Genomic DNA, 13,482 nt, shown 5'->3' on the forward strand with positions numbered 1-13,482 from the left:
CCCGCGGGCGGGGGGGGGGGGGGGCGGGGGGGCGGGGGGGGCGCCGGCCGGCCCCCACCGCCGTCGCGGATGGCGCCGTGAGACGTGCCCGCTCAGCCGACGGCGGCCAGGTCGGTCAGCCGGGCCAGCGAGTCCTCCAGGTCGGCGCCGACCCGCCGCAGTCCGAGCCGGAGGAGGGCGGCCTTGACCGGGCCGGCGGGCCAGCGTACGACGATGAGCCGCACGATGGTCCCGCCCTCCTCCTCGTCCGCGGTGAGCTGGACGTAGATCTCGGTGCGGGCCTCGGCCCGGGCACCGGCGCCCTTGGCGCGTTCCCGCCAGCCGATCAGGGTCGGCTCCTGGTAGGCGATCACCTCGGCCTCGTGCGCCGACCCGCGCCCGGCCTGGACCAGTTGTCGCCGGCCGAAGCCCTCCCCCGAGAGGACCTCCGCCGCGCGAACTCCCGCCAGCCAGGCCGGCAACTGCTCGGCCCGCTGCACGACTTCCCAGACCGCTTCCACCGGCGCCATCACGTGCGCACTGCGTTCCACGAGGATCATTTCGTTCTTTCCCCCACTGAGGACATCCGCGATATTCGGCACTCTATGCGCCAAATCGGACGCAACCGGACAAGTTTGGAAAAGACACGCCGAAAACCCTTGCGCGGCGATCGCTGGCGGCCTATGGCGCAAACTTCCGCCGCGGCCTAGAGTCCGAACACGTTTCATGTTCGTTGGCCGCCCGGCCGAACGAACGTCGGACGTCGCGCGTCCCGCGCCCGCGGACGCCGCCGGCCCCTGCCGCCTGGAGAGCGCATGACCACCGAGCCGCTGCCCGAGTTCCCGGCCGGATTCCGCTGGGGAGTCTCCACCTCCGCCTACCAGATCGAGGGCGGGGCGACCGCCGCCGGCCGGGGCCCCTCCATCTGGGACACGTTCGCGCACACCCCCGGGCTGATCGCCGACGGCAGCACCGGCGACGTCGCCTGCGACCACTGGCACCGGCACGCCGAGGACGTCGCGCTGATGGCCGGGCTCGGGGTGTCGGCGTACCGCTTCTCGGTGGCCTGGCCCCGCGTCCAGCCCGGCGGGTCCGGGCCCGCCAACGCCGCCGGCCTCGACTTCTACGACCGCCTCGTCGACGACCTGACCGCCGCCGGGATCGACCCGGTCGCCACCCTCTACCACTGGGACCTGCCACAGCCCCTCCAGGACGCCGGCGGTTGGCTGCACCGGGACACCGCCGCCCGGTTCGCCGAGTACGCCGACCTGGTCGCCGCCCGGCTCGGCGACCGGGTGAAGCTGTGGATCACCCTCAACGAGCCGTTCATCCACATGAGCCTCGGCTACGGCACCGGCGAGCACGCCCCAGGCCAGACGCTGCTGTTCGACGCGTTCCCGGCGGCCCACCACCAGCTCCTCGGGCACGGGCTGGCCGTCGCCGCGCTGCGCGCCCGCACCGGCAGCCCGGTCGCCATCGCCAACAACTACTCGCCGGTGCGCCCCGCCGGCGACACCGACGCCGACCGGGCCGCCGCCGCCGCGTACGACGCGCTGCACAACCGGCTGTTCACCGACCCGCTGCTCGGCCTCGGCTACCCCGACCTGCTCGGCCTCGACCCGGGGCTCGTGCGCGGCGACGACCTCGCCGTCATCGCCGCGCCGCTCGACGTGCTCGGCGTCAACTACTACAACCCCTCGGGGGTACGCGCGCCCGAGGCCGGCTCGCCGCTGCCGTTCGAGCTGGTGGAGCTCGCCGGCTACCCGCGCACGGCGTTCGGCTGGCCGGTCGCCCCCGACGGGCTGCGCGAGCTGCTCACCGGCCTGCGCGACCGCTACGGCGACCGGATGCCCCCGATCCAGGTCACCGAGAACGGCTGCGCCTACGACGACGTACCCGATGCCGAGGGCCGGGTCCACGACCCGGACCGGATCGCCTACCTCGACGCCCACCTGCGCGCCCTGCGGGCGGCGATCGACGACGGCGTGGACGTCACGGGCTACTTCGTCTGGTCGCTGCTGGACAACTGGGAGTGGGCGGAGGGCTTCACCAAGCGCTTCGGCCTCGTGCACGTCGACTTCGGCACCGGGGCGCGCACGCCCAAGTCGTCGTACGCCTGGCTGCGCGACGCCGCGATCCGGCCCGCCGCCCTCGGCGCCGGGTCCGCCGCGCCCGCCGCCCGCCGCGGCACAGCCGACGCGGAGTAGCGGCCGTGACCACCGTCGACCCGACGCCGGCGGCGCTGCCCGCCGCGCTCGCCGAGCCGACCGTCCCGGTGCGGCGGAGCTGGATCGCGCTGATCTTCGCGGCGAACCTCGGGGTGTGGATGGCCTTCTTCACCCCGATCCAGGTGCTGCTGCCCCAGCAGATCGAGCGGATCTCCCCGGGCGACAAGGAGGCCATGTTCGCCGTGGTCACCGGGCTCGGCGCGCTCGCCGCGGTGCTGGCCAACCCGCTCGCCGGGGCGTTGTCGGACCGCACCTGCCTGCGGGTGGGCGGCCGGGAGCTGGGCCGCCGGCACGTGTGGACGGCCGGCGGCGCGGTGCTCGGCGCGCTCGCCCTGGTGCTGCTGGCCCGGCAGGACACCATCGCCGGGGTCGCGGTCGGCTGGGTGGCCGCCCAGGTCTGCTTCAACGCGATGCTGGCCAGCCTCACCGCCGGCATCCCCGACCGAGTGCCGGTGCTCCAGCGCGGCGGCGTCTCCGGCTGGGTGGGCATCCCGCAGTCGCTCGGCCTGGTGCTCGGCGCGGTGCTGGTGACCGCGGTGGTGACCGGCAACGCCGCCGGGTACGCCGCGATCGCGCTGGCCGTGCTGCTGCTGTCCCTGCCGTTCGCGCTGCTCACCGCCGACGACCCGCTGCCCCGGGCGCACCGGCCGCCGCTGCGGGTGGGCACGCTGCTCGCCTCGATGTGGATCAGCCCGCGCCGGCACCCGGACTTCGCCTGGGCCTGGCTCACCCGGTTCCTGGTGCAGCTCGGCAACGCGCTGGGCACCCTGTATCTGCTGTACTTCCTCGCCGACGGGGTGCGCTACCCCGACCCCGAGGGCGGGCTGCTGGTGCTGATCCTGCTCTACACGCTCGGGATGATCCTCACCGCCGTGGTCTCCGGCCGGCTCTCCGACCGTTCCGGCCGGCGCAAGGTCTACGTGATCGTCTCCGGGCTGGTGATGGCCGTGGCCGCGCTGCTGCTGGCCGTCGCGCCGGTCTGGCCGATGGCGATGGTCGCCGCAGTGCTGCTCGGCGCGGGCTACGGCGTCTATTTGTCGGTGGACGCGGCGCTGATCACCGAGGTGTTGCCGGCGGCCACCGACCGGGCCAAGGACCTCGGGGTGATCAACATCGCGAACTCCGCGCCGCAGGTGCTGGGCCCGGCGCTGTCCGCCCCGGTCGTGGTGCACCTGGGCGGCTACCCCACCCTGTACGCGGCCACCGCGGCGGTCACCCTGCTCGGCAGCGCCCTCGTCGTCAGGATCCGCGGCGTGGCGTGACGGGTGATTGCAGGGGGCCCTTCCTATACAGAAAGCGTTAACAAGGGGCCCCTCCTTAAACCTCTTCCCGGCGGCCGTACGCTGGGAGACGTGACGGTACGTGTACGCTTCGCCCCCTCCCCGACCGGAATGTTCCACGTCGGCGGCGCCCGCTCGGCCCTACAGAACTGGATCTTCGCCAGGCAGCAGGGCGGGGTGTTCGTGCTCCGCGTCGAGGACACCGACGCGGCCCGCAACCGGCCCGAGTGGACCGAGGGCATCCTGTCGGCGCTGGACTGGATCGGCATCGCCCGGGGCAGCTACGAGGGCCCCTACTTCCAGTCCTCGTACGCGGCCGAGCACCGGGCCGCCGCGCAGCGGCTGCACGAGGGCGGCCGGGCGTACTACTGCGACTGCACCCGCGAGGCCGTGCAGGCGCGCACCGGCTCGCAGTACTCCGGCTACGACGGCTTCTGCCGCGACCGGGGCCTGGCCGCCGGCGAGGGGCGCGCGCTGCGGTTCCGCACCCCGGACACCGGCGAGACCGTGGTGGTCGACCTGATCCGGGGCGAGCCGACGTTCGAGAACAGGCTGATCGAGGACTTCGTCATCGCCCGGGGCGACGGGTCGCCGGTGTTCCTGCTGGCCAACGTGGTCGACGACATGACCATGGGGATCACCCACGTGATCCGGGCCGAGGAGCACCTGCCCAACACGCCCAAGCAGCAGCTCCTGTGGGACGCGCTGGGCGTGAAGCCGCCGGTCTGGGCGCACGTGCCCGTGGTGGTCAACGAGAAGCGGCAGAAGCTGTCCAAGCGGCGGGACAAGGTCGCCCTGGAGGCGTACCGGGACGAGGGCTACCTCGCCGCCGCGATGCGCAACTACCTGATGCTGCTGGGCTGGGCGCCGTCGGGCGACCGGGAGATCGTGCCCTGGTCGGTGATCGAGGACGAGTTCCGGCTGGAGGAGGTCAACCCCTCCCCCGCGTTCTTCGACGAGAAGAAGCTGCGCGCGTTCAACGGCGACTACATCCGGGCGCTGCCGGTCGACGAGTTCGTGGCCGCGTGCGGGCCGTGGCTGACCGGCACCGACACCATCGCGCCGCCGCCGTGGCAGCCGGAGGAGTTCGACGCCGAGGCGTTCGCCGCCGTGGCCCCGCTGGCCCAGACCCGCATCGCGGTGCTCAGCGAGATCGTGCCGAACGTCGACTTTCTCTTCCTGGCCTCGCCGAGCATCGAGGAGGCGGCGTGGGCGAAGGCGATGAAGGAGGGCGCGGCCGAGCTGCTCGACGCGGCGGTCGCCGCTTACGAGGGGCTCGCCTCGTGGGACGCCGAGTCGCTGAAGGCGACGCTGGAGGCGGTCGGCGCGGAGCGCGGCCTCAAGCTCGGCAAGGCCCAGGCGCCCGTCCGGGTGGCGGTCACCGGCCGCACCGTCGGGCTGCCGCTGTTCGAGTCGCTGGAGGTCCTGGGCCGCGAGCGCACCCTCGCCCGGTTGCGCGCCGCCCGCCTGCGCCTGCCCTGATCGGGTACGCGACCGCAGGGGCCCGCCGGTGGACCGGCGGGCCCCTACGCGCGTCTTGCGCGGCGCTCAGGCGTCGGCGCGGCGGCGGCGCACGGCGAACCCGACGGCAGCGGCGGCGAGCAGCAGCACGCCCCCGCCCAGCGCCCAGAGCCAGCCGGGCGGGCCCCCGTCGGTCGACTCGCTGGCGGCCGGCACGGGGCTGCCCGCGTCGTCCGGGGTCGCGGCGGCCGATGACGGCGCGGCTGCCGACGGGGCATCCGACGGCGGCGCGGGCTCCGGCGCGGCGGCCGACGGCGACGGGGGCTCGGCCGGGGTGTCGGTGGTGAGGGTGAACCGCACCTCGCCCTTGATCGGGTGGCCGTCGGCGGAGGCGAGCTGGTAGCCGACGATGTAGAGGCCGGCCTTGCCGGGCGCGAACGGGATCCGCACCCGCGAGCCGGAGTAGGTCGGCTCCCCGCCGAGCGCGGCCACGTTGTCCGGCCCGGTGATTGTGATCTTCGTCGTACCCGGGTCGGGTTTCGCCAGGAACCGGAGCTCGACCCGTTCCGGCGCGGCGGCGATCCGCGCGCCGTTCTCGGGGTTGCTGCCGCTCAGCGAGTTGTGCGCGGCGGCCGGCGCGGCCGGGAGCGCGAGCGACACACCGAGCGACACACCGAGCACGGCCAACCAGGTGCGCGCCGCGCGTGGGAACCTGCCCCCCATGTACACCTCCGTAAAGGTACTATCCGCCCGCTGATCTACGGCTGACTGATTAGTCGAGCCGAGATCGCAGATAGTTCCAATTCCCGATCCAGCAGCTGCAACCGATCGACGTTCTGCGCAGTCTTTCAGGTGGGCGCCCCGCCCTGTGGGCATGGTCACCGCCATCGACCGACCAACGCGTGACCTGCAGCGAAGCCATCCAAATCGAACGGGGCGAGGAGGCGGCGATGGTCCGACAGGTACGGCGGTTGTGCGGGGCAGCGGCGGGAGCGCTGCTGGCCGCGGCGCTGGCGACGGCGTTGGCGGGGCCGGCCCGGGCGGCCGGCACGGCCACGGGTCCGGCGACGACGGGTCCGGCGACGACGGGTCCGGCGACGACGGGCGCGGCGCTGGCCGACGCGGCTGCCGCCGCCAGCACGGCGCTGGCCCGCAGGGTGCCGAAGAAGACCCTGCCGGCCGGGGTGGACATCACGGGCGTGGGGCTGACCGAGCCGCTGCGGCTGCGGGCCACCGCCCACCCCGTCGAGGTGGTCGCGGTCATCGACCAGGTGAGCTGGCTGGGCCGCACCGGGGCGGCCAGCGGGCCGAAGCCCGCCGACCTGGGTCCGAAGTACACGGTGGTGGTGCTGGTCGGGGAGACCGCCACCCAGACGTACGACCTCTATCCGCTGGCCAAGGGCGGCCCCCGGGTCTACCGGCCGGCGAAGCAGCCGGACCCGGCCCGCAAGGAGAAGGCCGGCTGGTTCCTCGGCCGGCTCAGCATGTCCGAGACGCTGCGGACGGTCGGCGTGCCGCTGGAGCGGCAGCTCGACACGGTCAGCGGCGGCGTCGGGGGCGGCGAACGGGTGCTGCCCGACGAGTCGCTGAACCCGGCCGGCGACATCGACGAGGCGCTCGCCGAGTTGCAGCGGCTGCTGCTGCTCAACGTCGGGGTGATGCTGGTGATCACGCTCGGGCTGGCCGGGATCGCGCTGCTGATCCGCCGCCGCACCCGCTGACGGACGCGGCTCAGGTCCCCTGCCGGTCGGCGCGGGACCTGGGCGCTTTCAGCACCAGCGGCGCGGCGGGCGTTCCCGGCGCAGGGCCCGGTGCCGGGGGCGGACCGGGCCGTGCCGGTGCGCGCCGGCCCAGCCGGGCAGGTCGCTGCGGCAGGCCCCGGCCCGGCCCGACTCGTCGTCGGCGGGCGGCTCGGCGGCGCGCTGCCGGGGCACCGGCGCATCCTCGTCGGCCGGCGCGGCGCCCCGGCCGCAGCCCGGCTCCGCGGCCCGGCCGCAGGCCGGCTCGGCAGGATGGGTCGTCCCGGTGAGCCGGCGGGCCTGCTTCGCCGCCGGCTCGTGGTGGCCCGGCCGGCAGGGCTCCCCCTGGGCGCAGCCCGGCTCGGCCTCCCCGTGCGCCATCCCGGTCTCCTCACGCTCTTCCTCGCCCGCCGGCCGGCCCCTGGCCCGCGTGCCCTGTCACCGTACTGGTGCGGGCGGACGCGCCGTGCGGCGCGTACCCCACCTCAGCGGCGGGGGCGGCGCGGGAAGATCGTCTCCCAGACCGGGAACGCGACCAGCCAGATCACGAGGGCGATGGTGAGCGCGCGGGCGAAGTCCCACAGGGCGCGGGTGCGCTCGGCGTCACCGACGAAGGCGATCGCCGCGCCGAGCAGTGCGCAGGCCACGGCCCAGCCGAGCAGGCCCTTGGCCCACTCCCGCCACTCGTGCCGGGCCCGGGCCCAGCCGTGGCGCGGCGGCCGGACCGGGGGCGGGCCGCCGGCGAACCGGTGGGCGAAGCGCTGGTCGGCCCAGCGGATCATCGAGTGGCCGAAGGCCACCGAGAAACCGAGGTACGCGGCGGCCAGGCCGTGGGTGGTGTCCGCGGTGGCCCCGCGCCGCAGGTCCAGGGCAGCCGCCGCGAGCAGCACCAGGTCGACCAGGGGTACGCAGACCAGCAGGGCCGCGCCGAGGCGGGGCCGGCGCAGCGGGTAGCGGGCCACGAGCCCCGCCACGAGCAGCACCCAGAACCCGATCTCGCACCCGACGATGACCGCGACCAGCACGACGACCTCCCCCTGTCCGTGTGGTCCAGCGTGCCGCCCGCCGCGCGCCCCGCCCTCGACCCGGGCGACGAGATCCGGGTACGCCGAACGATGGACCGCGTCGGGGCGTACCTCCTTCGGGGGACGCGGCCTCGTGCCCTGGTCGGAGCCGGCGCGGCGGCGGGTGTGGTGGGATCGGGGAATGCGACTGCCGCCCTGGCTCCGGCCCGGCGCCACGGGCCGCGACCTGGCGCTGGCCGGCGTGGCCCTCGCGGGCGGGCTGGCGCTGCTCGGCCTCGGCACGCACCTGGCGATCACCCCGCGGCCCGGCGTGCCCGCGGCGGCCTTCCTGCCGTCGCTGGTGGCCGTGTCGGCGGCGGTGGCCCTGCGGCGGGTGGCCACCCGCACGGGGCTGGCCCTCGGCACGGCGGCGCTCGGCGTCGACGTCGCCCTCGGCACCACCCTCGGCACCGCGCTGATCTACACCCAGGTGCTCTACGACTCCTGCGTGTTCGGCCCGCCCCGGCTGTGGCGCTGGCTGCTGCGGGTCACCGTGGCGCTGAGCCTGCTCGCCGCCGTCGGCGGGGCGCTGGTGTGGGGGCACTGGCGCGGGGTGGCGCTGGGCGTGCCGGTGGTGCTGGTCGGCGTCGTGCCGGTGCTGACCGGGATCAGCGTGCGGCAGTACCGGGACCAGGCGGCGGCCGAGCGGGCGCGGGCCGCCGAGGAACGGGCCCGGGCCGAGCAGACCGCCCGGCTGGCCGAGCTGGACCGGCGCGAGGCGGTCCGCGCCGAGCGGTCCCGGATGGCCCGGGAGCTGCACGACGTGGTGGCCAACCACCTCGGCGCGGTGGCCATCCACGCCACCGCCGCGCTCTCCGTGCCCGGGCTGGACCGGGAGCAGGTGGCCTCGTCGCTGCGGGTCATCCGGGAGAACAGCGTGCAGGGACTGGCGGAGATGCGGCAGCTCATCGGGCTGCTGCGGGAGCCCACGACGGGCGGCGGACCCGCGGCGGGCGACGCCGTGAAGCCGGCCGAGGAGGCCACCCGGGTACGCCTCGCCGAGCTGGACCGCCTCGTGGGCCGGATGCGCTCCGCCGGGCTGGCCGTGCGGACCGAGGTGACCGGCGGGGCGCGTCCGCTGCCGGTGGGGGTGGACCTGGCGGCGTACCGGATCGTGCAGGAGTCGCTGACCAACGCGCTCAAGCACGGCGCGGGCGAGGCGGAGCTGGTCGTGACGTACGGGCCGACGGAGGTGGTGGTGGCCGTGGCGAACCCGCTGCGGGCGGGGGGCGGCGCGGCGGCGCCCGGCGCGGGCGCGGGGCTGGTCGGGATGCGCGAGCGCGCGGTGCTGCTGGGCGGCGGCTTCACGGCGGGCCCGGCGGACGGCTGCTGGCGGGTCCGGGCGCGGCTGCCCACCGGGGAGCCGGCGTGACCGGCCGGGCCGCCACCGGGCGGGCGGCGGACGCGGCGGGTCCGGTGCGGGTGGTGCTCGCCGACGACCAGCCGGCGGTGCGGGCCGGGCTGGCGCTGATCCTGGCCGCCGCGCCGGGCGTCGAGGTGGCCGGCGAGGCCGCCGACGGCGAGGCGGCGGTGCGGCTCTGCGCCGAGCTGCGCCCCGACGTCGCCGTGCTGGACGTCCGGATGCCCCGGCTCGACGGCATCTCCGCCACCCGGGAGATCGTCGCCGGGGGCCTCGCCGACGTGCTCGTGCTCACCACGTTCGACCTCGACGAGTACGTCTTCGGCGCGCTGCGCGCCGGGGCGGCCGGCTTCCTGCTCAAGGACACCGACGCCGACGCCCTGGTCGCCGCCGTGCGCACGGTGGCCCGGGGCGAGGGGATCATCGCCCCGGCGGTGACCCGGCGGCTGATCAGCGCGTTCGCCGCCACCGCGCCGGGGCCGCCGGCCGCGACCCGGGACGCGGTCGCCACGCTCACCGCGCGGGAGCGCGACGTGCTGGCCTGCCTCGGGCTGGGCCTGTCCAACCAGCAGCTCGCCGACCGGCTGGCGATGGCGGAGAGCACCGCGAAGACCCACGTCAGCCGGGTCCTGGCGAAGCTCGACCTGCGCAGCCGCGTCCAGGCCGCGATCCTGGCCCAGGAGATCGCCCTGCCCGCGCCGCCCCCGCAGCCGCCGCCGGGCTCGCCGCCCGGCCCGCCGCCTTTCCCGCCGGTGCCGCCGGCGGGTGGTGCGGGGTGAGCGGGGCACCCCTCTCTACCGGGGGCGTTAACAGGGGGCCCTTCCTTTCTGCAAGGCTGGTGGGGTGAGCGAGCCGGACGGGATCGAGCTGTCGGCCACGCTGCGCCGGATCGAGCGGGCGGCGGGGGCCCTGGCCACGGCCAGCGTGGCCCGGATGGACGAGACGCTGCCCTGGTTCCGGGCGCTGCCGGCCGACCAGCGGTCCTGGGTCATGCTGGTGGCCCAGGCCGGCGCCCGGTCGCTGGTGCAGTGGCTGCGCGAGGGCGGTGGCACGGCGGACAGCACCCAGGAGGTCTCCGACGAGGTCTTCGCCACCGCCCCGCTGGCCCTGGCCCGCTCGATCAGCCTCCAGCAGACGGTGGCGTTGATCAAGGTGACGATCGACGTGGTCGAGGAGCAGGTGGGCACCCTCGCCGCCGAGGGCGAGGAGCAGCAGTTGCGGGAGGCGGTGCTGCGCTTCTCCCGGGAGATCGCCTTCGCCGCCGCCCGGGTCTACGCGCGGGCCGCCGAGTCGCGCGGCGCCTGGGACGCCCGGTTGCAGGCGCTGCTGGTCGACGCGCTGCTGCGCGGGGACTCCCCGGACGTGCTGGCCAGCCGGGGCGCGGCGCTGGGCTGGTCGGACGCGCCCCCGGTGGCGGTGGCGGTGGGCCGGTCCCCGGGCGGCGAGGTGGCCGCCGTGCTGCACACCGTCCACCGGCTGGCCCGGCGCGTCGGCGTCGAGGTGATCGGCGGGGTGCACGGCGACCGGCTGGTGATCGTGCTCGGCGGCGCGGCCGACCCGATGGCGGCGACGGGGAAGCTGCTGCCCGCGTTCGGGGAGGGGCCGGTGGTGGTCGGGCCGGCGGTGCCGAGCCTCGACGAGGCGACGGACTCGGCGCGCGCCGCGCTCGCCGGGTACCGCGCGGCCCCCGCCTGGCCGACCGCGCCGCGCCCGGTGCCGGCCGGTGACCTGCTGCCCGAGCGGGCCCTCGCCGGGGACGCCGAGGCCCGCCGCCGGCTGCGCCACGACGTGTACGCGACCCTGGCGCGGGCGGGCGGCGAGCTGCTGGAGACCCTGGACGCCTTCTTCGCGGCCGGTGGCACGCTGGAGAGCGCGGCGCGGGCGCTGTTCGTGCACCCCAACACGGTGCGCTACCGGCTGCGGCGGATCGCCGACGTGACCGGGCTGTCGCCGCTGACGCCCCGGGACGCGTTCGCGTTGCAGGTGGCGCTGACCGTCGGGCGGCTCGATCCGGTGGTGCCCGTCATGACACCTCAGCCGATAACGGCACCAAACCGGCAAATCTCCGCAAAGAGATGATCACGGTCACCTATTTCTGTAGGGTTCCTCCAAAGGTTCTAGTGCGGTTTGGTTGCGGCCGGTAACACCGTGACTGGCGAGTATCCGGAAGAGTCATAGACGTGCTCGCCGTACTCTCACCGGGACAGGGTTCCCAGAAACCCGGCTTCCTGACACCGTGGCTCGACCTGACCGACGCCGAGGCACGGCTGCGCTGGTGGTCGGCGCTGGCCGGCGTCGACCTGGTCCACCTGGGCACCACGGCCGGCGCGGAGGAGATCCAGGACACCGCCCGGACCCAGCCGCTGCTGGTCGCCGCGGCGCTGCTCGCCGCCGAGCACCTGCCGATGCACGACGTCACCCTCACGGCCGGGCACAGCGTCGGCGAGCTGGGCGCGGCGGCCCTGGCCGGGGTCCTGCCGGCCGAGACCGCGATCACCCTCGCCGGGGTGCGCGGCCGGGAGATGGCCGCCGCCTGCGCGATCGAGCCGACCGGCATGGCGGCCGTGCTCGGCGGCGACACCGACGAGGTGCTCGCCGCCCTCGACAGGCACGGGCTGCACGCGGCCAACCGCAACGGCGCCGGGCAGATCGTCGCCGCCGGGTCGACCACCGGCCTGGACGCGCTCGCCGCCGAGCCGCCCACGAAGGCCCGGGTCGTCCGGCTGAAGGTGGCCGGCGCGTTCCACACCCCCTACATGGCCCCCGCCGAGGCCGCCCTGGCCGGCGTGGCCGCCGGGATCACCCCGGCCCGCCCGGCCCGGATCCTGCTGTCCAACCTCGACGGCACGGCAGTCGACCACGGCCGGGAGCTGGTGCAGCGGCTGGTCCGCCAGGTCACCTCCCCGGTGCGGTGGGACCTGTGCATGCGCGCCCTGGCCGACCTCGGCGTGACCGGGGTGGTCGAGCTGCCGCCGGCCGGCACCCTGGCCGGCCTGATCAAGCGGGAGCTCGCCGACTCGCTGCCCGAGATCGTCACCCTGAAGACGCCGGACGACCTGCCCGCCGCCCGCGACCTGATCGCCCGGCACGGCTCGGCCGCCCGCCCCGCGCCGACCGCCCGGTCCCGGGTCGTGACGGCCCACGCGCCGGGCGTCTTCCAGCCCGCGCAGGGGCTGACCGAGGGCCAGGCGCTGAAGATCGGCCAGGTCATCGGCCACGTCGTCACCGGGCGGGGCCCGGTCGAGGTGACCGCGCACGACGGCGGCCCGCTCACCGAGTGGCTCGCCCACCACGACGCCCCGGTCGCCCCGGGTCAACCGCTCGCCCGGATCGGGGGTCACTCATGACAGGTAGCCGGATTCTCGCCCTGGGGCACTACCAGCCCTCCCGGATCGTCACCAACGACGACATCGCGCAGTTCGTCGAGACCAACGACGAGTGGATCAGGGACCGCGTCGGCATCGCCAGCCGCCGCATCGCCGGCGACGAGACGGTGTCCGACATGGCCGCCGCCGCCGCCGGCAAGGCGCTGGCCAACTCCGGCCTCACCGCCGCCGACATCGACCTCGTCGTGGTCGCCACCTGCACCTCCATCGACCGCAGCCCGAACGTCGCCTGCCGGGTCGCCGCCAAGCTCGGCATCACCGCGCCCGGCGCGTACGACATCAACACCGCGTGCTCGGGCTTCGCGTACGCGCTGGGCACCGTCGACCACGCCATCCGGGCCGGGGCGTCGCGCAACGCGATCGTCATCGGCGCGGAGAAGCTCTCCGACTTCACCGACTGGACCGACCGCTCCACCTGCATCATCTTCGGCGACGGCGCCGGCGCCGCGGTGGTCACCGCCACCGCCGAGGGCGAGCCGGCCGGAGTCGGCCCGGTCGTCTGGGGCTCGGTGCCGGACAAGAGCGACGCCGTACGCATCGAGGGCTGGCGGCCGTACGTGAAGCAGGAGGGCCAGACGGTCTTCCGCTGGGCCACCACCGCGCTGGCCCCGCTGGCCCTGCAGGCGTGCGAGCGGGCCGGGGTCGCCCCGTCCGAGCTGGCCGCGTTCGTGCCGCACCAGGCCAACTCCCGGATCATCGACGGCATCGCCAAGCGGCTCGGCATCCCCGACGCGATCATCGCGAAGGACATCGTCGAGTCCGGCAACACCTCGGCGGCGAGCGTGCCGCTGGCCCTGTCCAAGCTCATCGAGCGGCGGGAGGTGCCCTCGGGCGCCCCGGTGCTGCTCTTCGGCTTCGGCGGCGGCCTGACCTACGCCGGCCAGGTCGTCCGCTGCCCCTGACACGTCCGGCCCCCCACCGGGGCCGTTCGCGCGCCGCGCGGCACGCGCCGCCGGCGATTCCACACCCAGGAGAGGAACGCACC

12 protein-coding genes and 1 pseudogene are annotated in these 13,482 nt (G+C 75.7%); 9 read left to right on the forward strand and 4 right to left on the reverse strand.

Translation table 11 applies throughout. The features are described from left to right. Window positions 1–92 precede the first annotated feature (92 nt). Entirely contained in the window at window positions 93–539 is a 447-nt protein-coding gene (locus ACFYWL_RS25575; protein ID WP_007072337.1) for an SRPBCC family protein, read from the reverse strand. A gap of 255 nt (window positions 540–794) precedes the next feature. Between ACFYWL_RS25575 and ACFYWL_RS25580 the strand changes: the two genes are divergently transcribed. From ACFYWL_RS25580 to gltX, 3 genes are all read left to right on the forward strand, one after another. Beyond that, window positions 795–2,186, forward strand: coding sequence for a GH1 family beta-glucosidase (locus ACFYWL_RS25580; protein WP_386977402.1), 1,392 nt, complete (start codon window positions 795–797; stop codon window positions 2,184–2,186). 5 nt (window positions 2,187–2,191) lie between these two features. Further along, on the forward strand, window positions 2,192–3,469 hold the full coding sequence (locus ACFYWL_RS25585; RefSeq protein ID WP_386977405.1) for an MFS transporter: 1,278 nt from the start codon (window positions 2,192–2,194) through the stop codon (window positions 3,467–3,469). Window positions 3,470–3,559: 90 nt separating this feature from the next. Next, the gene (gltX, locus tag ACFYWL_RS25590; protein WP_386977408.1) at window positions 3,560–4,969 is read left to right on the forward strand and encodes a glutamate--tRNA ligase; all 1,410 of its coding nucleotides are present in this window, start codon (window positions 3,560–3,562) and stop codon (window positions 4,967–4,969) included. A 66-nt stretch (window positions 4,970–5,035) separates the two neighbouring features. On the opposite strand, the gene ACFYWL_RS25595 is transcribed toward gltX, so the two are convergent. Next, window positions 5,036–5,671, reverse strand: a complete 636-nt coding sequence (locus ACFYWL_RS25595) for a copper resistance protein CopC (protein WP_386977410.1) — start codon at window positions 5,669–5,671, stop codon at window positions 5,036–5,038. A gap of 227 nt (window positions 5,672–5,898) precedes the next feature. Between ACFYWL_RS25595 and ACFYWL_RS25600 the strand changes: the two genes are divergently transcribed. Next, window positions 5,899–6,669, forward strand: a complete 771-nt coding sequence (locus ACFYWL_RS25600; protein WP_386977413.1) for a hypothetical protein — start codon at window positions 5,899–5,901, stop codon at window positions 6,667–6,669. 48 nt (window positions 6,670–6,717) lie between these two features. On the opposite strand, the gene ACFYWL_RS25605 is transcribed toward ACFYWL_RS25600, so the two are convergent. Together ACFYWL_RS25605 and ACFYWL_RS25610 are read right to left on the reverse strand one after the other, a co-directional pair. Continuing rightward, window positions 6,718–7,068 carry a hypothetical protein gene (locus tag ACFYWL_RS25605; RefSeq protein WP_386977416.1) on the reverse strand — a complete coding sequence of 117 codons (351 nt, stop codon included), beginning with the start codon at window positions 7,066–7,068 and terminating at the stop codon, window positions 6,718–6,720. A 104-nt stretch (window positions 7,069–7,172) separates the two neighbouring features. After that, window positions 7,173–7,712: a hypothetical protein gene (locus ACFYWL_RS25610; protein ID WP_386977418.1), complete on the reverse strand. Its 540-nt coding sequence runs from the start codon at window positions 7,710–7,712 to the stop codon at window positions 7,173–7,175. 181 nt (window positions 7,713–7,893) lie between these two features. Here ACFYWL_RS25610 and ACFYWL_RS25615 point away from each other — a divergent pair, with 181 nt between their 5' ends. The 5 genes and pseudogenes from ACFYWL_RS25615 to ACFYWL_RS25635 all read left to right on the forward strand — a co-directional run bounded on the left by ACFYWL_RS25615 (window position 7,894) and on the right by ACFYWL_RS25635 (window position 13,399). Next, window positions 7,894–9,123, forward strand: coding sequence for a sensor histidine kinase (locus ACFYWL_RS25615; protein ID WP_386977421.1), 1,230 nt, complete (start codon window positions 7,894–7,896; stop codon window positions 9,121–9,123). Next, on the forward strand, window positions 9,120–9,890 hold the full coding sequence (locus tag ACFYWL_RS25620; protein ID WP_386977424.1) for a response regulator: 771 nt from the start codon (window positions 9,120–9,122) through the stop codon (window positions 9,888–9,890). Before ACFYWL_RS25615 ends, ACFYWL_RS25620 begins: the two co-directional genes overlap by 4 nt. Before the next feature lie 55 nt (window positions 9,891–9,945). Then, window positions 9,946–11,190 (forward strand): annotated as a pseudogene (locus tag ACFYWL_RS25625) (PucR family transcriptional regulator); the annotation flags it as partial. Window positions 11,191–11,291: 101 nt separating this feature from the next. Beyond that, window positions 11,292–12,458, forward strand: coding sequence for an acyltransferase domain-containing protein (locus ACFYWL_RS25630; protein WP_386977427.1), 1,167 nt, complete (start codon window positions 11,292–11,294; stop codon window positions 12,456–12,458). Then, window positions 12,455–13,399, forward strand: a complete 945-nt coding sequence (locus ACFYWL_RS25635; RefSeq protein WP_043966966.1) for a beta-ketoacyl-ACP synthase III — start codon at window positions 12,455–12,457, stop codon at window positions 13,397–13,399. Before ACFYWL_RS25630 ends, ACFYWL_RS25635 begins: the two co-directional genes overlap by 4 nt. Window positions 13,400–13,482: the final 83 nt, after the last annotated feature.

Origin of the sequence: Micromonospora sp. NPDC002575 (assembly GCF_042889525.1) — a bacterium.
Taxonomy (GTDB): domain Bacteria; phylum Actinomycetota; class Actinomycetes; order Mycobacteriales; family Micromonosporaceae; genus Micromonospora; species Micromonospora carbonacea.

What these genes read in the sequence shown, in the direction of transcription:
- ACFYWL_RS25615 (WP_386977421.1), top strand. Translation starts at nt 7,894, where the DNA reads ATGCGACTGCCGCCCTGGCTCCGGCCCGGCGCCACGGGCCGCGACCTG.
- ACFYWL_RS25575 (WP_007072337.1), bottom strand. Translation starts at nt 539, where the DNA reads ATGATCCTCGTGGAACGCAGTGCGCACGTGATGGCGCCGGTGGAAGCG.
- ACFYWL_RS25595 (WP_386977410.1), bottom strand. Translation starts at nt 5,671, where the DNA reads ATGGGGGGCAGGTTCCCACGCGCGGCGCGCACCTGGTTGGCCGTGCTC.
- ACFYWL_RS25605 (WP_386977416.1), bottom strand. Translation starts at nt 7,068, where the DNA reads ATGGCGCACGGGGAGGCCGAGCCGGGCTGCGCCCAGGGGGAGCCCTGC.
- ACFYWL_RS25635 (WP_043966966.1), top strand. Translation starts at nt 12,455, where the DNA reads ATGACAGGTAGCCGGATTCTCGCCCTGGGGCACTACCAGCCCTCCCGG.
- ACFYWL_RS25580 (WP_386977402.1), top strand. Translation starts at nt 795, where the DNA reads ATGACCACCGAGCCGCTGCCCGAGTTCCCGGCCGGATTCCGCTGGGGA.
- ACFYWL_RS25600 (WP_386977413.1), top strand. Translation starts at nt 5,899, where the DNA reads ATGGTCCGACAGGTACGGCGGTTGTGCGGGGCAGCGGCGGGAGCGCTG.